The following is an 18,174-nucleotide window of genomic DNA, read 5'->3' on the forward strand; positions in this document are numbered from 1 at the left end:
TGGAGGAGTGGCGACCGACGACAGCAGTACCAAGGGCAGGCCCTCAGGAACCACCCGGCGGACCCGCCGCCGGATGACGGGGAAGGAGCGCCGCGAACAACTGCTGGACATCGGTCGCGCGCTCTTCGCCGAACGCGGCTTCGAGGGCACGTCGGTGGAGGAGATCGCGGCCAAGGCCGGGGTCTCCAAGCCGGTGGTCTACGAGCACTTCGGCGGCAAGGAGGGGCTGTACGCGGTCGTGGTCGACCGGGAGATGCGGCGGCTGCTGGACATGGTGACGGGGGCACTGACCGGCGGTCATCCGCGTGAGCTGCTGGAGCAGGCGGCGTTCGCGCTGCTGGACTACATCGAGCAGTACACCGACGGGTTCCGCATCCTGGTGCGGGACTCGCCGGTGGCCCAGTCGACGGGCACCTTCGCCTCGCTGATCAGCGACATCGCCACCCAGGTGGAGGACATTCTGGGCCTGGAGTTCAAGGCGCGCGGCTTCGACCCGAAGCTGGCGCCGCTGTACGCGCAGGCCCTGGTGGGCATGGTGGCCCTGACGGGCCAGTGGTGGCTGAACGCCCGCAGGCCCGACAAGCCCGAGGTGGCCGCCCATCTGGTGAACCTCGCCTGGCACGGGCTGGACGGCCTGGAGCCCAAGCCGCGCCTGATAGGCCACCGCCGCAGCTGAGGCCCGGCGGCCGGGCTCCCCTCGCGCGCCCGTCACCCGGCCGGCTGAAGGAACTCCAGCCGGTTGCCGACGGGGTCGGCGCTGTGGAAGCGGCGCACGCCGGGGACGGAGTCGTCCCAGGTGACCGGGTGCCCGGCGTCCGCCAGGCGGGTGGCCAGGGTGTCCAGGGTTTCGGCGTCCCTCACCCGCAGGCCGGGGTGGGCCTTGAGCGCGGGCCGGAAATCCTCCTCGATCCCGAGGTGGAGCCGGACGGAGCCGGCTTCGAACCAGCAGCCGCCGCGGGCCGCGAGGGCGGGCGGCTTGGGGGTCTCCGCCATACCGAGCAGTCCGGTGTAGAAGGCGCGCAGGATCTCCTCGGATCCGCGCGGGGCGGCGAGCTGTACGTGGTCGAGCGCCTCGATCACGGTGTCTCCTTCCGGAAGTCCGCCCGGCGGGCGCCCGGGCGTGGGTTCGTGGGCGTGGGTTCGTGGGCGCTCGCGCCGTCAGGTACACCTGACGGCGACGGCGAAGATCCGGCGGAACGGGAAGAGGGTGCCGTGGGGGCCCGGCGGGTAGGCCTCGCGCAGCAGGTCGCGGTACTCGGCCAGGAACGCCTCGCGTGCGGCCGCGTCGGGGTCGAGTGCGGTGAGGACGGGACGCAGGGCGGTGCCCTTCATCCACTCCAGCACCGGGTCCCGGCCGGTGAGGACGTGCACGTACGTCGTCTCCCACACGTCCGTTTCGCAGCCGAGCGCCGCCAGCGCCTGGGCGTATTCGGCGGGTTCGGCCACAGGGGTGCGGCGGGTTCCGGCTCCGAGGCGGTCGCGCCAGCGCGGTGAGGTGCACAGGTCCGTGAGCAGGGTGTGCCCGGGGGCGGCGAAGTTGCCGGGGACCTGGAAGGCCAGGACGCCTGTGGGGCGCAGCGCCGCGATCCAGTCGGGGAAACGGGTGATGTGTCCGGGGCACCAGTGCAGCGCCGCGTTGGAGACGATCAGGTCGTGCGGCTCCTTGGGGTGCCAGGCGGCAAGGTCGGCGCGGGCGAAGTCCACGGCTCCGCCCCCGGAGGTGGGTCCGGCGTGCGCACGGGCCTCGGCGAGCATCGCCTCGGACAGGTCGTAGCCGGTGATCCGGGCCGCGGGCCAGTGTTCGGCCAGCAGAGCGGTCGGCTCGCCGGGGCCGCAGCCCAGGTCGGCGATGCGGGGCCGGGGCGAGGGCAGAGGGGGGACGCGGGCCAGCAGGTCGTGGAGCGGGCGCAGGCGGTGGCCGGCATGGCTGCGGTACTGCGCGGGGTCCCACACCGGGACGCCGGTGCGCCGGAGCGGGTCGGCTGGTTCCATGGCAGTAGGGTCCGCCGGAGTTATCTCGATGTCAAGAGACTTCACGTCGACAGAACTACTACACTGTCCTCATGGAGGACGAGGTCGACCGACTGGTGGCAGCGTGGCGCCGCGAGCGCCCCGATCTCGATGTGGAGCCCCTGGAGGTGCTCAGCCGGGTCAGCAGGCTCGCCCGCCACCTCGACCGGGCCCGCCGCATCGCCTTCGCCGAACACGGGCTGGAGCCCTGGGAGTTCGACGTGCTGACCGCGCTGCGCCGGGCCGGCGCCCCCTACCAGCTCTCCCCCGGCCAGCTGCTGACGCAGACCCTGGTCACCTCCGGGACCATGACCAACCGCATCGACCGGCTGGCGAAGAAGGGACTGGTGGAGCGGCTGCCCGACCCCAGCGACCGGCGCGGCGTACTGGTCCGGCTGACGGAGGCCGGACGCGACCGCGCCGACCGGGCCCTGGCCGGACTGCTGGAACAGGAGCGGGCCATCCTCGCCGAGCTGCCGTCCAGCCGGCGGGCGGAGCTGGCCGGGCTGCTGCGGCAGCTCACCGCGCCGTTCGACAACGTCCCCTGACGGGGCCGTGACACGGGCCCGTCGCGGTCGGGGCGGGGTGGGACTTACGTCGTCACATGCTCCAGGTCCGCCGGGCCGACGCCCGCCTTGCGGGCCAGCGCCACCGCGGCCAGGGTGGAGTGCACCCCCAGCTTGCCCAGCACGTTCTGCATATGGGTGCGGACGGTGTGCGGGGAGAGGTACAGCCGCTCGGCGACCGCCTTGCGGCCCAGCCCGGCCACCATGCAGCGCAGCACCTCGTGCTCGCGCGGGGTCAGCGACTCCACCAGCCGCTCGCTCTCGGTGCGGTGCCTGCGCGTCGCGGTCAGCTCGCGCAGCACCCCGGTCAGCAGGGCGGGCGGCAGATGTGTCTCGCCGCGCAGCACCCCACGGACCACATGGAGCAGCCGGGACAGCGAGCTCTCCTTGGCGACCCAGCCCGACGCCCCCGCCTGGAGCGCGGCGGCCGCGCGGCGCGGGTCGTCGCGCTCGGCGAGCACCACGGTGCGGACCTCGGGGTGGTCGCTGCGGACCCGTGAGACCAGGGCGATGCCGCCGGCCGCGGCAGGCGCTTCGGCGGTGGCCGGGTCCGGTGGCGACGCGGCGGCCGCCGGCACGGCGGCCCCCAGATCGGCGTCGATCAGCAGGACGTCGAAGCGGCGGCCGTCGGCCGCCGCCCGTTCCAGGGTGCGCAGCGCGGCGGGGCCGCTGCCGGCCGCGGCCACCTCCACGTCCTGCTCCACCGCGAGTGCCGCGGCGAGGGACTCGGCGAATATGCGATGGTCGTCCACCACGAGAACCCGGATACGTTGCACGCACACCCCCTGCCGCCGAAAGGCCCACCCGCGCTCGGGCGCGGCGCCCGGTGCGGGGCCGGACGGGCCGCACGTACACCGCCGTGCCCTGCTCGTACCCGGCCACCGCGCGCCGCATCCGGCGTGTGCCGCCCCCTGATGCGCACCGGCCCCCGGCGGCCGGTGCCGTCCATCAGCGTAGGGCCGGGACGCGGCCGAAGAGACCGGTTGGCGAAAACCGACCGTCCGCACGGTCCGCGGCGACCGGACGTGCACGGCCGGTGGTGTCCGGTGCGGCGCGGTCCGACCGCTTCCGACGCATTGTGATCACCGCACCGGCCGCCGCACGGCACGCCCCGCCGCGCACACCCCGCCGCGCACACCCGGCCCCGGACCCGGCCCCGGGCTCGGGCTCGGGCTCGGCGTCTCACCCGTCCAGCGATCCGGCGCCTCACCCGTCCAGCCGGCGCGCCCCCGCCGAGGGCACCGCCTCGAACAGCCGCGGGGCCGGGTGGCCCGCGGCGTCGAAGGCGTCGGCGACCTCCGCGCCGACCTCCTCCGCCCCGGCGGCCTCCACCAGGACGATCGCGGAGCCGCCGAAGCCGCCGCCGGTCATCCGGGCGCCCAGCGCGCCCGCCGCGCCGGCCGTCTCCACCGCCAGATCCAGCTCGGGGCAGGAGACGGCGAAGTCGTCGCGCAGCGAGGCGTGCCCGGCGGTCAGGACCGGGCCGATCGAGCGGGGGTCGCCCGCGTCGAGGAGGCCGGTGACCTCCTCCACCCGCCGGTTCTCGGTGACCACATGGCGCACCAGGGGCCGCAGCGCCGGATCGGCCAGCCGGGCCAGCGCCGCGTCCAGCTCCCCGTGGGGGACGTCGCGCAGGGCCGCGACCCCCAGGGCCGCCGCGGCCGCCTCGCAGCCCGCCCGGCGCCGGGCGTACTCGCCGTCGGCCAGCGCGTGCCTGACGCGGGTGTCGACCACCAGCAGCCGCAGGTCCGCGGCCGCCAGGTCGAACGGGATCTGGCGGGCCGCCAGGTCCCGGGTGTCGAGGTGGAGGGCGTGCCCGGCCGTGCAGCGGGCCGACGCCATCTGGTCCATGATCCCGCAGGGGACGCCGACGAACTCGTTCTCGGCCCGCCGGCAGAGCAGGGCGATCCGCTCGGGGGCCAGCCCCAGGCCGTACAGGTCGTTCAGGGCCACCGCCGTGGCGACCTCCAGGGCGGCCGAGGAGGACAGGCCCGCGCCGGTGGGCACATCGCTGCGGATGTAGAGGTCGGCGCCCCCCTCCCGGCCGGACAGCAGGCCGGCCTCGCGCAGCGCCCACACCACGCCGGCCGGATACGCGGCCCAGCCGCCGACCGTGCCGGGGGCGAGCTTCTCGGCCTGAAGGCGCACCGTGCCGCCCGACACGTCGGCCGAGTGGACGGCCAGTGCGCCGTCGTCGCGGCGGGCCGCCGCCACCCGGGTAGTGTGCGGCAGGGCGAGCGGCATGACGAAGCCGTCGTTGTAGTCGGTGTGCTCGCCGATGAGGTTGACGCGGCCCGGCGCGGCCCAGATCCCGGCGGGTTCGCCGCCGTGGACCGCGCGGAAGCCGTCGGCGGCCTCCGCCGTCTGCGCCGCGTTCAGCGCCTCGGCCTCCGCCTCCGCCTCGGGGTTCAGTGGCCCGTTCATGTTCCGCTCCCCTCTCCGCCGTCACCGCCGTAGCCGTCGCCGCCGGCGCCGCCGTAGCCGTCGCCGCCGGCGTCCGGCGCCCTGCCCCGGGCGAAGGCCCAGGCGTCGGCGACGATGTCCTTCAGGTCGGTGCGCGAGGGCCGCCAACCCAGCCGCCGCCTGGCCCGCTCCGCCGAGGCGACCAGGAACGCCGGGTCGCCGCCGCGGCGCGGCGCCGTCTTCTCGGGCACGGGGTGGCCGGTGACCTCGCGGACGGTGCGGATCACCTCGCGGACGGAGAAGCCGCTGCCGTTGCCCAGGTTGCACACCAGGTGCTCCCCCGGCGCCGCGGCCTCCAGCGCCAGCAGATGGGCCTCGGCCAGATCGGCGACGTGGATGTAGTCGCGTACGCAGGTGCCGTCGGGGGTGGGGTAGTCGTCGCCGTAGACCGAGATCGCCTCCCGCTGCCCGAGCGCGACCTGCAGCACCAGCGGGATGAGGTGCGACTCGGGGTCGTGCCGCTCGCCGAGGGTGCCGTGCGCGCCGCGGTAGGCGCCGGCCACGTTGAAGTAGCGCAGCGAGACGGCGGCCAGGCCGTGGGCGGCGCACTCGCCGGCGATCATGTGGTCGACGGCGAGCTTGGAGGCGCCGTAGGGGTTGGTGGGGGCGGTGGGCGCGTCCTCGCGGATGGGGGTCTCCTCGGGTTCGCCGTAGGTGGCGGCGGTGGAGGAGAAGACCAGGGTGCGCACACCGGCCCCGCGCATCGCGTCCAGCAGCGCCATGGTGCCGCCGACGTTGTTGTGCCAGTACTTCTCGGGGTGGAGGACGGACTCGCCGACCTGGGAGCTGGCCGCGAAGTGCAGCACCGCGTCACAGGAAGGATCCAGCCAGTCGGCGGCGTCCTGGACGCGCGCCCGGACGAAGTCCGCGCCCGCCGGCACGGCCGCGCGGAAGCCGGTGGACAGGTCGTCCACCACCGTCACCCGGTGTCCGGCCTCCAGCAGGTGCGCCGCGACGACGCTTCCGACGTAGCCGGCCCCGCCGGTCACCAGATACGTGCCGCTCACCGGCTCGCCACCTCCCGCAGTCGCCGCGCCGCGGTCTCGGGCGGCACGTCGTTGATGAAGACCCCCATGCCCGACTCCGAGCCCGCCAGGTACTTCAGCTTCCCGGACGTGCGGCGGATCGTGAAGAGTTCCAGGTGGAGGGCGAAGTCCGCCCGTCCGGCCCAGTCCTTCTCCCCCTCCGGGCCCAGCGGCGCCTGGTGCCAGCCGGAGATGTAGGGCGTGGGCGGCTCGCCGGGGCCGAAGATCCGGTCGAAGCGCCGCAGCAGCTCCAGGTAGACGCCGGGGAAGTCGGCGCGGGCGTCCTCGCCGAGTTCCGTCAGGTCCGCCGCCCGCCGCCGGGGGTACAGGTGCACCTCGTAGGGCCAGCGCGCGGCGTGCGGCACGAAGGCGGTCCAGTGGCCGGTCTCCAGCACCACGCGCCGTCCGTCGGCGCGCTCGGCGGCCACGACGTCGTCGAAGAGGTTGCCGCCGGTGCGTTCCCGGTGGGCGGCGGCCGAGCGCAGGGTGCGCCCGGTGTGCGGGGTGACGAAGGGATAGGCGTAGATCTGGCCGTGGGGGTGGCCGAGGGTGACGCCGATCTCCCGGCCCCGGTTCTCGAAGCAGAACACCTGGCGCACGCCCGGCAGCGCCGACAGCTCGGCGGTGCGGTCGGTCCAGGCGTCCAGGACCAGGGCGGCCCGTTCCTCGGTGAGGTCGGCGAAGGAGGCGTCGTGGTCGGAGGTGAAGCACACCACCTCGCAGCGTCCGGCGCCCGGGGCCCGGAGGAACAGGCCGCTTCCGTCCTCGGCCTCCGCCGGCCCCGGGGGGCCGGCCAGGGAGGGGAAGCGGTTCTCGAAGACGGCCACCTCGTAGTCCTCCGCCGGGATCTCCGTCAGCCGGCCCTCACGGGAGGGGCACAGGGGGCATTCGTCGGCCGGCGGGTGGTAGGTGCGGGCCTGGCGGTGCGCCGTGACCGCGACCCATTCGCCGAGCAGGGGGTCGTGGCGGATCTCCGAGGCGGTGGCGACGGCGTCCAGGGGGCGCCGGTCCACGGCGTCGCGTCCCAGGGCGCCGTGGCCGCCGCGAACGTCGTAGTACACGAGTTCGCGGCCGTCGGCGAGGCGGGTCGGGGTCTTTTTCACGTGGGGTCTCCCTATACTGCGACCCAAACATAATCGAACATAAAAAACCATGAGTGAACATTGACGTCAAGGGGCCTCCCCCCACAGCGGCCCCGTCACGCCACGGAGGCGACCTGCTCATGCCGTCGTACCAGTTGGCCCAGGATCTTCGGCTCCCCACGAACGCCCTGGACTACACGATCCTGGCCATCTACTTCCTCGTCGTCCTCGGAGTCGGGTTCGCCGCCCGGCGCAGCATCAAGACCAGCCTGGACTTCTTCCTCTCCGGCCGCTCGCTGCCCGCCTGGGTCACCGGCCTCGCCTTCATCGCGGCGAACCTCGGCGCGCTGGAGATCCTGGGCATGGCGGCCAACGGCGCGCAGTACGGCGTCTACACCGTGCACTGGTACTGGGTTGGCGCCATCCCGGCGATGGTCTTCCTCGGCCTGGTGATGATGCCCTTCTACTACGGGTCCCGGGTGCGCTCGGTCCCCGAGTTCCTGCTGCACCGCTTCGGGCCCTCGTCCCACCTGCTCAGCGGCGTCCTCTTCTCGGCCGCCTCGGTGCTGATCGCGGGCGTCAACCTCTACGCGCTGGCCATCGTGCTGGAGGCGCTGCTGGGCTGGCCGCAGTGGGTGTCCATCGTGGTCTCGGGCCTGTTCGTGCTGCTCTACATCACCCTGGGCGGTCTGTCCTCGGCCATCTACAACGAGGTCGTGCAGTTCTTCGTGATCCTGGCCGGGCTGATCCCGCTGACCGTCCTGGCCCTGGTCCGCGTGGGCGGCTGGAGCGGTCTGCGCGACTCGCTCACCGCCTCGCAGGGCGACAACTTCGTCTCGGCCTGGGGCGGGACCGGCATCGGTTCGGACAACCCGCTGGGCGCCAACTGGCTCACCATCGTGCTCGGCCTCGGCTTCGCCCTGAGCTTCGGCTACTGGACGACGAACTTCGCCGAGGTCCAGCGCGCCCTGTCGGCCAAGAACCTCTCAGCCGCCCAGCGCACCCCGCTGATCGCCGCCTTCCCCAAGATCTTCATTCCGGCGATCGTCGTCATCCCCGGCCTGGTGGCGCTGGTGGTGGCGCCGGACATCGGGCAGGGCAGCGGCCTGGAGTACAACGAGGCGGTCCCCCTGCTGATGCGCGACCTGCTGCCCAACGGCGTGCTGGGCATCGCGGTGACCGGTCTGCTCGCCGCCTTCATGGCCGGCATGGCCGCCAACGTCTCCGCCTTCAACACCGTCTTCACCAACGACATCTGGCGGCCCTACCTGGTCAAGGACCGCCCGGACTCGTACTACGTGGTCACCGCGCGCGTGGTCACCGCGGTCGGTGTGCTGCTGGGCATGGGGACGGCGTTCATCGCGGCGACGTTCAGCAACATCATGAACTACCTCCAGACGCTGTTCTCCTTCTTCAACGTGCCGCTGTTCACCGTCTTCATCATCGGCATGTTCTGGAAGCGGATGACGGCCGCGGCCGGTTTCTGGGGGCTGCTGGCAGGCACGGTCTCGGCGATGGTCAACTACTTCTGGTTCTACCGGGGCGGACTGATCGACATTCCCACCGACCAGGGTGCCAACTTCGTCTCCGCCATCGTCGCCTTCGTCACGGGCACACTCGTCGTCGTGGTCCTCACCCCCCTCACCAGGCCCAAGCCCGTCGAGCGGCTGGCCGGCCTGGTGTACGGCACCCGGGCCCCCGGTGTGGCCGAGCCCCCGGCCGCGGGCGACGAGGCCTGGTACCGCAGGCCCGCGCTGCTGGGCTGGGGCGCGATCATCCTCGCCGCCCTCTGCTACCTCCCCTTCTCCTTCTGAGCGCCCCGCGCACCGCACAGCGAAGGATGTGATCCACCGTGACGAACGACGGCAACGACGGCAACGACGGCAACGACGGCAACGGCAGCAACGAGGGCAACGGCGGCGGTGCGGGCGGTCCGCACGGCGCCCACGAGTACCGCGGCCCCTCCGACTCCCGCACCCCCTCCGGTCCTTCCGACCCCGCCGACCCCGCCGACCCCGGTGTCCCCGGCGCCGGCAAGGGCGATCCGGAGCCGGACTGGCGGGAGGAGGAGCGCGACCTGGAGGAGCGGTCGGCCAGCGCCGCCCGGCTGTTCGACATCCGCCGTGTCATCGGCGTGCTGTTCGTGGTCTACGGCCTCCTGGTCACCATCGCGGGCTTCTTCGTCTCCGACGCCGACCTGGCCAAGGCCCAGGACGTCAACATCAACCTCTGGGCCGGGCTGTCGATGCTGGTGCTGGGACTGCTGTTCCTGCTCTGGCTGCGGCTGAGCCCGACGGTTCCGCCGCCGTCCCGGCGGGAGACCGAAGGCGGCGGCCCCGGTGGCACGCCGCCCGCCGGGGAGTGACCCGCGCGTCCGCCGCCGTACGGGCCGGGGCTCAGCGGCGGTACGGGTGCGGGGCCGGGACGTCAGCCCGGCCCCGCACCCCGGCCCGCACCCTGGCCCGCGCCCCGGTCCGCACCACCGTGCCCGCCGGCCACCCGGTCCAGCAGCCCGGTGCGGGCCGCCAGCGCCGCCGCCTCCAGCCGCGATCCGACCCCGAGCTTCATCAGCACCCGCTGCACATGGGTGCGGGCCGTGCTGGGCGCGACCCCCATACCCACCGCGATCGCCCGGGTGTCCTCCCCCTCCGCCACCCGCACCAGCACCTCGGCCTCGCGCGGGGTGAGCATCCGCAGCAGCCTGACGCCCTCGTCGTCCGGCTCGGCCCTCGGATTGAGCAGCTCCGCGAAGGCGCTCCGCAGCAGTTGCGGCGCCACCGCCGCCTCCCCGGCCCGCGCCCTGGCCATGCCGCGCTCGACACCCTCGATCCGCTCGTCGTGCCGTATGTAGCCCGACGCCCCCGCCGCGAACGCCGCCGCTATCCCCCGCGGACTGGGCACCGGACCCAGTACCACCACGGCGGTTTGCGGCCGCTCCCGCCTGATCCTGGCCACGGGGTCGAACGCCCCGGGCTCGGCGGGCGACGCCGTGCCCCACAGACACACCTCGGGGGCCCTGCTGACCACCAGTTCCGCCGCCCCCGCGGCCGGCGCGGCGGCGGCGAGCACCCGGTGCCCGCGCAACCTCAGCGCCGAGGCGAGCGCCTCGGCGTGCAGACGGTGGTCGTCGACCACCATGAGCCGCACGGTCATCCGCACCCCTGTCGTTCCGCCGGCCCCGGTCTTCCGGGGCCGGGCCGTGCCCCGTACGGCCCTTCGAGCCGCCCGGCTCCGTCTTGCCCCCGGAAGCTACACGCTCCCCCGGCATCCCGCGCCCCTTCCGGCAAGAACCGGCGGGACCTCCCGCGGACCCACGCGAGCGGCCCCGCGCCCCTCCACGGGAAGGGGCGCGGGGCCGTCGGTGGCGGCGGGCCGCCGCGAGGGGCCGGATACGGCCGCGGGACCTCAGTTGTAGGCGGCTATCGCCAGGTCGCTCAGCCCGGCGGAGGCGTAGAACCTGTGGTTCACCAGGAAGAAGTGGCCGTCCTTCCAGAACGGGTGCACATCGGAGCCGCTGGCCATGTCGTACTCCTTCTTCGCGCTGTCGGCCGGGAGCTTCATCCGCGGGGACGGCTTGCCGCTGCCCGGGTCGAGCGTGACGACCTGCCCCGGCTTGTCGTAGCCGGGGAGTTCGTAGGCGAGCAGCGCGCCGTCCTCCACGGTGACCGGGACGATCCGGCCGCCCGAGGTCGGCTCCCCCAGCCACTTCGACTTACCCGTGGTGAGGTCGAAGGCGATGATCTCGCTGGTCTGCCCGTACCCGCCGCCCTGGTGCGGCTTCGAGGAGATGTACATGGTCTCGCCGTCCACCACCGTGCCGGGGCAGTTGCTGAGCGTGATGCCCCGGCAGCCCAGCTCGTGGCGCTCCTTCTTGATGGTGATCTTCTCCTTGAGCTTGCCGCTGTCCGAGAGGACCATCACGTCGGTGATGTCGATGCTGGACTCGCCCCCGGCGTTGACCCCGAGGACCAGCGGGTCGGTGGAGAGGACCTTGCGGACGTCGATGCCGTCGGGGACCTCCCACTCCCACTTCTTCTTGCCGCCCGGGCCCACTCCCTGGACCTTCTGCGAGCCGCCGAAGCCGCACTCCAGCTTGGCGACGAGCTGGCCGCCGCCGGAGTAGCCGCGGTCCTTGCAGTCGGAGCCCTCCTCCTGCTGCCACAGCTCCTTGCCGGTCGACAGGTCGTAACCGACCGCGTTGCCGATCCAGGACGCCGCGGCGATGTCGCCGCTGACCGCCATCTCCGTGTAGCTGAACTCCGAGGAGCTGTCGCGCTTGGACGGCAGTTCCTTGTTCCACAGCTTCTTGCCCGCGGCCAGGTCGATGCCCATGACGAACTCGCAGCGCCGGCCGTACTGGACCACGGTCCTGTTCTCGGACATCTCGAAGGCGGCGGTGCAGTCCTTCGGGCGGGGCATGTCGATGGACCACGCCACCTTGCCGGTCTTCATGTCGTAGGCCGTGGTGGAACTCGTCGTGGCCTTGACGAGGTTGTCACCCACGAACCATGTGCCGGGCGTTTCCGCGATGATGTCCTGCTTGTCCACCTTGGGCGGGTCGACCGTCCAGGCGAGCTCGGCGTCGATCAGGCCCTTCTCGCCGCCGGAGCCGCCGGAGTCACCGGAACCCCCGGAGTCGCCCGAGCCTCCGTCGGCGCCCTGGGTGGTGCCCTTGTCTCCCTTCTTGGCCTCGGCGCCGCCGTCGTCCTTGGTCAGGAGCCAGACACCGCCGCCCGCCACGAGCAGGACCGCGACGACCGCGGCGACGACGGCCAGGACCTTGGCGTTCCCGCTGCCGCCGCCGGGCGGCTGCACGCCGCCGCCGTACATGGGCTGCGTCGGGTACTGGCCGTATCCGGGCTGCTGTCCGTACGCCGGAGGCTGCCCGTATCCGGGCTGCTGTCCGTACGCGGAGGGCTGCCCGTACGCGGGGGCCTGGCCGTACGGCGCCTGGGGCATCTGTCCCGGCTGCTGCGGATAGCCGTACGGCGGTGGCTGGTTGGGCGGGAACTGCGGTGCCTGGCCGAACTGACCGGGCTGACCGGGCTGACCGGGCTGCTGCGGGTAGCCGTACGAGGGCGGGCCCGGAGGCGGCGTCTGCGGCGGCTGCGGCGGCTGGTCCTGCTGGTCCTGCTGGTCCTGCTGGTCCGGCTGGTCCGCCGAAGGCTGTGGCGACTTGGACAGCGGAACCTGCGGAGTCTCCTTCCGCTCCGCACTCTCCGGCTGGCCCGACTGCTCCGGCTTCTCCTGCTGCTCCGGCTGTTCCCGCTGCTCCGCCCCCTCCGGTCGGTCGTCCGGCTGCTCCGGAGGGGGGCCGAAGCCGCCGGACGGCGGCTGATTTGGTGGCGGAGGCGGCTGCGACATGGGTTTCCTCATTCACGCGCGGACCGGCTGCCCAGCCCCTCGCCCCCCGTGGGGCAGAGCGAATCGGACACGGCCCGCCACTTCTCGGCTGTTGCCGGCTCTTGGCGCCGACGGTCGGAAGGAAATTCTTTCTATCACCGGACACCCGGAAAGCCGCCTCCGGTTCCCGCTCCGGGCCATCAGGTGAGACCGGCCCGCGACCTGGCCGTTACCGTCCGCCGGGGCCGGCTCCGCCGCCGCCGGTCAGCCCTCCTCGGCCAGTTCCAGCCAGCGCGTCTCCAAGTCGTCCCGCTCATCGGTGAGTTCGCGCAGCTCGGCGTCGAGGCCGGCGACCTTCTCGAAGTCGGTGGCGTGCTCGGCCATCTCGGCGTGCAGCACCGCCTGGCGCTCCTCGATCCGCTCCAGCCTGCGCTCGATGCGCTGCAACTCCTTCTGCGCCGCACGCGAGAGGGCCGCGGGCTTGGCGGAGGGCTTGGCCGCCGCTTGCCCCGCCGGAGCCGCGGCCGGGGCGCCGGGCGCGGTGGTCGCCCGCCGCAGCCGCTCGCGGCGCTCCAGGTACTCGTCCAGCCCGCGCGGCAGCATCCGCAGCGTGCCGTCGCCCAGCAGCGCGTGCACCCGGTCCGTGGTCCGCTCGACGAAGTAGCGGTCGTGGGAGATGACGACCAGTGAGCCGGGCCAGCCGTCGAGCAGATCCTCGAGCTGGGTCAGGGTCTCGATGTCCAGGTCGTTGGTCGGCTCGTCCATGAACAGCACGTTCGGCTCGTCCATCAGCAGCCGCAGGATCTGGAGCCTGCGGCGCTCGCCGCCGGAGAGGTCCCCGACGGGCGTCCACTGCTTGTCCTTGCCGAAGCCGAACCGCTCGCACAGCTGGGAGGCGCTCATCTCGCGCCCCTTGCCCAGGTCGACGCGCGAGCGCACCCGCTCCACGGCCTCCAGCACGCGCCAGGCGGGGTCGAGTTCGGCGACCTCCTGGGAGAGGTACGCCAGCCGCACCGTCCTGCCGACCTTGATCCGGCCGGCCGCCGGCTGCTTCTCGCCGCCGCTGTACGCCGCGTCCGCCAGCGCCCGCAGCAGCGAGGTCTTGCCGGCCCCGTTGACGCCGACCAGGCCGATCCGGTCGCCGGGGCCGAGCTGCCAGGTCAGGTGCTTGAGCAGCACCTTGGGCCCGGCCTGGACCGTCACGTCCTCCAGGTCGAAGACGGTCTTGCCCAGCCGGGAGTTCGCGAACTTCATCAGCTCGGCGCTGTCGCGCGGCGGCGGCACGTCGGCGATCAGTTCGTTGGCGGCCTCGACGCGGAAGCGGGGCTTGCTGGTGCGGGCGGGGGCGCCGCGCCGCAGCCAGGCCAGCTCCTTGCGGACCAGGTTCTGCCGCTTGGCCTCCTCGGTGGCCGCGATGCGCTCGCGCTCGGCGCGGGCGAAGACGTAGTCGCTGTAGCCGCCCTCGTACTCGTGGACGGTGCCGCGCTGCACGTCCCACATGCGCGTGCACACCTGGTCCAGGAACCAGCGGTCGTGGGTGACGCAGACCAGCGCCGAGCGCCGGGCGCGCAGGTGCCCGGCGAGCCAGGCGATGCCCTCGACGTCGAGGTGGTTGGTGGGCTCGTCCAGCACGATCAGGTCCTGCTCGGCGATGAGCAGCTTCGCCAGTGCGATGCGCCGCCGCTCGCCGCCGGACAGCGGGCCGATGACGGTGTCCAGGCCCTGCGGGAAGCCGGGCATGTCCAGTCCGCCGAAGAGGCCGGTGAGGATGTCGCGGACGCGGGCGTTCCCGGCCCACTCGTGGTCGGCCATGTCGCCGATGACCTCGTGCCGGACGGTGGCGGCCGGGTCGAGCGAGTCGTGCTGGGTGAGCACGCCCAGCCGCAGCCCGCCGGCGTGGGTGACCCGGCCGTCGTCGGCGGGCTCCAGCTTCGCCAGGATGCGCACGAGGGTGGTCTTGCCGTCGCCGTTGCGCCCGACGACGCCGATCCGGTCTCCCTCGCTGACGCCGAGGGAGACGCCGTCGAGCAGCGCACGGGTGCCGTACACCTTGCCGACGGCTTCCAGATTGACGAGGTTCGTGGCCATGGGGCTCCCGTTGCCCGGCGCGCCGGGCTGGTGTGGTCTTCGGGTGGGCTGGTCAGCCTCTCAGCCTAGTCGCCGCCCGAGTACGCACGCTCATGCCCGCCCTGCGGGCGGCCGCCCCGCACGCCGGAGCGCCGCACGGGCCCCGCACACCACCGCGGAACGGGCCCCGCACACCACCGCGGACGCCCCCGCGAAGGCCGCCGGCTCAGTACGACGGGCTGTGCTGGGCCGGGGCCGAGCGCGGGGTCGGCCGGTTGAGGCCGAACAGCGAGCCGGTGGCGACCGCCAGCTCGGCGGCGCAGTCCGCCGCCGGCTGTTCCGGGACGCCCATCCGGCGCAGCGCCCCGGAGAACGCGTCCTCCAGCAGGGCCAGCCGCCAGCTCAGCTCCGCGGGCCCGACCTGGCGGCCGTCGCCCGGCCGGCTCGACAGGACGGTCAGCACGTCCTGGGCGTTGCTCTGCAGATCGGCCAGGGACTGCCAGCCGTTCGGCAGCCGCGCCGGGCTCCGCTCCGACGGCTCCGAGTCGGACGCGCCCAGCGTCACGGGGAGTCGCGCGGGGATCGAGGAGTACCAGTCGACCAGCGCACCGCTCAGGTCCGCTCGCAGGCCGTCGAGGAAGCTGAGCAGGACCGCGGCGCCCATGGGGGCGCCGACGGGCTCGACGCGCGGCGCGGAGTCCTCCGGCGCGGGCGGCCTGCCGCCCGCGCCGGGGCCCATGAACGACCGGATGACGACCGAGACCTCCTCCTGCTGCGCCGGAGCGGATCGCTGGGCGGGCAGCAGAAGCGCCCGTACGGGCGCGATGCCGCGGGCGGCCTGCTCGGCCGCCGCCTGGCACGCGTAGTCAGTGGGCACGGGTCCCCCCTTCTTCCGAAGCCGCCTTCTCGCGCGGCGCCGGTCTTGCGTTTCGGGGCCGTACCGTATCGCTCCGCAACGGCTTCGGGGAGATGTCCGTCACACAGAGTTCACGCGGGGCCCCGCCCGGAGTTCCGCCCGGCCTCCCGCCCGCGGCGGGTACGGCCCGCGCGATGCCGCCTCGCGCGGGCCGTACGGAGTGCCGGAGGGCGGGGTCAGCCGACGGAGTTGAGCACCTGGCGGACGACCGGGCCCGCGTTCGTGCCGCCGTGGCCGGAGGCGGGGACGACCGCCGCGGCGGCCATGTCGCCCCGGTAGGCGGTGAACCAGGCGTTGGGCTTCTCCTGGCCGTCCACCTCGGCCGAGCCGGTCTTCGCGCCGAAGTCGCCGCTGGTGCCGGCCATGGCCTCGGCCGCCGAACCGCTGGTGGCCGTCAGCCGCATCAGCGAGCGCAGCTCCTGGGAGACGGCCGGGGAGAGGGTGCGCGGGGCCTTGGCCAGGCCGCGGCCGTCCACCTCGGGCGAGACGATGTAGGGCTGGCGGAAGACGCCGCTCTTCACCGTCGCCGACACCGAGGCCATGATCAGCGGGTTCGCCCTGACGCCGCCCTGCCCGATCAGCGAGGCGGCCATCTGCGCGTCGGACTGCACGGGGACCGAGCCGTCGAAGGTGGCGGTGCCGACCTGCCAGGTCAGCCCGATGCCGAAGACGTCGCGGGCCTGCTTGGTGAGGTCGTCGTCCGACAGCTCGCCGGCCTGGCTGATGAAGGCGGTGTTGCAGGAGGCGGCGAAGGACTGCGCGAAGGTGCCGCCGTTGATCTCGAACTTGTCGAGGTTCTGGAACCTCCAGCCGCCGTGGGTGAAGTACTTGGGGCAGGGGTGCTGCTTCGCGCTGGAGGCCAGGCCCTTCTCGATGAGCATCGACGCGGTGACGATCTTCATCGTGGAGCCGGGGGCGAGGGAACCCTTGAAGGCGGTGTTGAAGCCCTTCGCCGGGGTGTTGGCGACCGCCAGGATCTCGCCGGTGCTGGCCTTCAGCGCGACGACCGACGCCTTGGGCTTGCCCGCGATGGCCTGGACGGCGGCCTTCTGCACCTTGGCGTCCAGCGTGGTCCTCAGCTCGCCCGGGGTGCCCTTGCTGAGCCGTTTGAGCGTCTTGACCTCCTTGCCGGCTGCGTCGGTGATCCGGGTCTCGAAGCCCGGCTTCCCGTCCGTCCTGTCGCCGAAGCGCTTGCGCAGGTCGGCCAGGGTCGCGGCCAGCTCGGGGTACTCCTCGGCCGTCAGCTCGGCGCCGTTTCGGTCCAGGGCCTTGATGGGCGGGGCCCCGGCCTCGGCGGTCTCCAGCTTCTGGCCGCTTTCGAGCTCGGGATGGAGGACGGACGCCTCCCAGTCGACGACGGGCTCGCCGCTGTCGTCGTCCCGTACGACCGTCAGCTCCGACTCGTACGTCCAGGCGGCGGGCTTCTCCTCCTCGCCGTACTCCACCTCGGCCGTCACGGTGAACGGGACGTCGGCTCCCGCGGCGGTGCCCGGCTCCAGGCGCACGCCCGACACCCGGGCGTCCTTCCGGAAACCGGTCAGGGCTCTGGCGGCGGCGGCCTCGTCGTCGGTCAGCGCGGCGGCCTCGCCGGCCTTCCCCTCCTGCCAGGCCTTCAGGAACCTCACGGCGGTCTCGCGGACCTCCTTCGGCGAGGGCGGGCCCGTCTCGGCCGCCGGTTCACCGGTCCGGCCGTCGGAGGAGGCCACGTCCTGCCGGCTCTGGCCGCCGGCCGCGCCGCTGTCGCCGATCAGGGTGTACGCCCCGAACCCGGCGGCTCCGACCACGGCGGTGAAGACCGCTCCGATCACCGCCACCTTCCGACCGTCACGCATGAGTCTCCCGAATCTCCGCCCCTGCCCCGGACCGGCACCGCCGGGGCCCGTGCGAAGAACCCTAGAGCACGTGGGCGACACGGACCGGGGCCAGGCGTGCGGACCGGCGCCCGGTGGGGATCCGCGAAACGATCGCGGGACTTTCCCGTCCACCGCCGAGAATGATTAGTGTGCTTTTCCGAAGATGAACAGCGAGAAAAGCGTTCCGATTGCCCGTCGACGCACCCGGCATCGCCCTGTTCACCCTTTCGGAAGCACAACCCCCACCCCTCACCGTCGTTGTCACTGCGAAGCAGAAGGCCGATCCTCCTTCCGGCAATTAACGTCACGGGCCCACGCCGCAGCCGGCGGCGCGGGCCCGTGACACGTATGGAGCAGAAAATATCAGCGCGGCGCGCGGCGGGGCTTACCGTGTACTCGGCTCGCCAGTTCCTAGCATTACGCACGCAAGCCCGTGAAGCGGCTTCGTACATTGGAGGTACATGCCATGAAGATGAAGCGGACCGCCACCGTCGCGCTTTCCGCCGCCGCCCTGGTGATCGGCGGAGCCGGCGTCTCCCAGGCCAACGACGGCCCGAAGTTCCAGAACAACGCGCAGATCCTTCCCTGCGTCAACCTGGAACTGCTGAACGTCCCGATCGCGTCGGCGGACATCAACAACCTCGACTGCTCCGTCACCCACGTGGAGTCGAAGAAGGTCTCCTCCTACGAGTCCTTCAGGGACTGAGGAGTCGACCGGACCACCGGCACACCACTGTCGAAAGGCCGCCCCGGCACACCGGGGCGGCCTTTCCCCTTTCCATGACACGCTCGCGGGATATAGCCGGAAACAACACCCGCTTGGCGCAGTGGCAACGCATAAGCCCAGGT

Annotated in this window: 16 protein-coding genes; 5 read left to right on the forward strand and 11 right to left on the reverse strand. The window is 73.1% G+C overall.

Annotated elements, in window-relative coordinates; all coding sequences use genetic code 11:
- Positions 1-7: 7 nt before the first annotated feature.
- Entirely contained in the window at positions 8-676 is a 669-nt protein-coding gene (locus CUT83_RS28505; RefSeq protein ID WP_101258682.1) for a TetR/AcrR family transcriptional regulator, read from the forward strand.
- A 32-nt stretch (positions 677-708) separates the two neighbouring features.
- Here the strand turns inward: CUT83_RS28505 and CUT83_RS28510 are convergent, their stop codons facing one another.
- Together CUT83_RS28510 and CUT83_RS28515 are read right to left on the reverse strand one after the other, a co-directional pair.
- On the reverse strand, positions 709-1,080 hold the full coding sequence (locus tag CUT83_RS28510) for a VOC family protein (protein WP_101258683.1): 372 nt from the start codon (positions 1,078-1,080) through the stop codon (positions 709-711).
- A gap of 78 nt (positions 1,081-1,158) precedes the next feature.
- Entirely contained in the window at positions 1,159-1,992 is an 834-nt protein-coding gene (locus tag CUT83_RS28515; protein WP_101258684.1) for a trans-aconitate 2-methyltransferase, read from the reverse strand.
- A 71-nt stretch (positions 1,993-2,063) separates the two neighbouring features.
- Between CUT83_RS28515 and CUT83_RS28520 the strand changes: the two genes are divergently transcribed.
- Positions 2,064-2,558: a MarR family winged helix-turn-helix transcriptional regulator gene (locus CUT83_RS28520; protein WP_101258685.1), complete on the forward strand. Its 495-nt coding sequence runs from the start codon at positions 2,064-2,066 to the stop codon at positions 2,556-2,558.
- A gap of 44 nt (positions 2,559-2,602) precedes the next feature.
- On the opposite strand, the gene CUT83_RS28525 is transcribed toward CUT83_RS28520, so the two are convergent.
- From CUT83_RS28525 to galT, 4 genes are all read right to left on the reverse strand, one after another.
- A complete protein-coding gene (locus CUT83_RS28525) occupies positions 2,603-3,352 on the reverse strand; it encodes a response regulator transcription factor (protein WP_101258686.1) in 750 nt (249 codons plus the stop codon).
- A gap of 430 nt (positions 3,353-3,782) precedes the next feature.
- Positions 3,783-5,000 (reverse strand): galactokinase, encoded by a 1,218-nt coding sequence (galK, locus tag CUT83_RS28530; protein WP_101258687.1) that lies wholly within the window; start codon positions 4,998-5,000, stop codon positions 3,783-3,785.
- Entirely contained in the window at positions 4,997-6,046 is a 1,050-nt protein-coding gene (gene galE, locus CUT83_RS28535) for a UDP-glucose 4-epimerase GalE (RefSeq protein ID WP_101258688.1), read from the reverse strand. The genes galK and galE overlap by 4 nt, the downstream gene beginning before the upstream one ends.
- Positions 6,043-7,167, reverse strand: coding sequence for a galactose-1-phosphate uridylyltransferase (gene galT, locus CUT83_RS28540; RefSeq protein ID WP_101258689.1), 1,125 nt, complete (start codon positions 7,165-7,167; stop codon positions 6,043-6,045). Before galT ends, galE begins: the two co-directional genes overlap by 4 nt.
- 119 nt (positions 7,168-7,286) lie before the next feature.
- On the opposite strand from galT, the gene CUT83_RS28545 reads away from it, so the two are divergent.
- A complete protein-coding gene (locus tag CUT83_RS28545; RefSeq protein WP_101258690.1) occupies positions 7,287-8,960 on the forward strand; it encodes a sodium:solute symporter family protein in 1,674 nt (557 codons plus the stop codon).
- A 263-nt stretch (positions 8,961-9,223) separates the two neighbouring features.
- Positions 9,224-9,511, forward strand: a complete 288-nt coding sequence (locus CUT83_RS28550) for a hypothetical protein (RefSeq protein WP_101258878.1) — start codon at positions 9,224-9,226, stop codon at positions 9,509-9,511.
- A 62-nt stretch (positions 9,512-9,573) separates the two neighbouring features.
- Here CUT83_RS28550 and CUT83_RS28555 read toward each other — a convergent pair whose 3' ends face one another.
- The 5 genes from CUT83_RS28555 to CUT83_RS28575 form a co-directional block, all read right to left on the reverse strand.
- Entirely contained in the window at positions 9,574-10,299 is a 726-nt protein-coding gene (locus CUT83_RS28555; protein WP_101258691.1) for a response regulator transcription factor, read from the reverse strand.
- Positions 10,300-10,551: 252 nt separating this feature from the next.
- Complete coding sequence (locus tag CUT83_RS28560; protein ID WP_101258692.1) at positions 10,552-12,510, reverse strand: outer membrane protein assembly factor BamB family protein; 1,959 nt, start codon at positions 12,508-12,510, stop codon at positions 10,552-10,554.
- 243 nt (positions 12,511-12,753) lie between these two features.
- Positions 12,754-14,577, reverse strand: a complete 1,824-nt coding sequence (locus CUT83_RS28565; protein ID WP_101258693.1) for an ABC-F family ATP-binding cassette domain-containing protein — start codon at positions 14,575-14,577, stop codon at positions 12,754-12,756.
- A gap of 205 nt (positions 14,578-14,782) precedes the next feature.
- The gene (locus tag CUT83_RS28570) at positions 14,783-15,433 is read right to left on the reverse strand and encodes a hypothetical protein (protein WP_101258694.1); all 651 of its coding nucleotides are present in this window, start codon (positions 15,431-15,433) and stop codon (positions 14,783-14,785) included.
- A gap of 215 nt (positions 15,434-15,648) precedes the next feature.
- Positions 15,649-17,304 (reverse strand): penicillin-binding transpeptidase domain-containing protein, encoded by a 1,656-nt coding sequence (locus CUT83_RS28575; protein ID WP_173915165.1) that lies wholly within the window; start codon positions 17,302-17,304, stop codon positions 15,649-15,651.
- Between the two features lie 487 nt (positions 17,305-17,791).
- On the opposite strand from CUT83_RS28575, the gene CUT83_RS28580 reads away from it, so the two are divergent.
- Positions 17,792-18,031 carry a hypothetical protein gene (locus tag CUT83_RS28580; protein ID WP_101258695.1) on the forward strand — a complete coding sequence of 80 codons (240 nt, stop codon included), beginning with the start codon at positions 17,792-17,794 and terminating at the stop codon, positions 18,029-18,031.
- Positions 18,032-18,174 lie beyond the last annotated feature (143 nt).

This window comes from Streptomyces barkulensis (assembly GCF_002843305.1).
Classification (GTDB): Bacteria; Actinomycetota; Actinomycetes; order Streptomycetales; family Streptomycetaceae; genus Streptomyces; species Streptomyces barkulensis.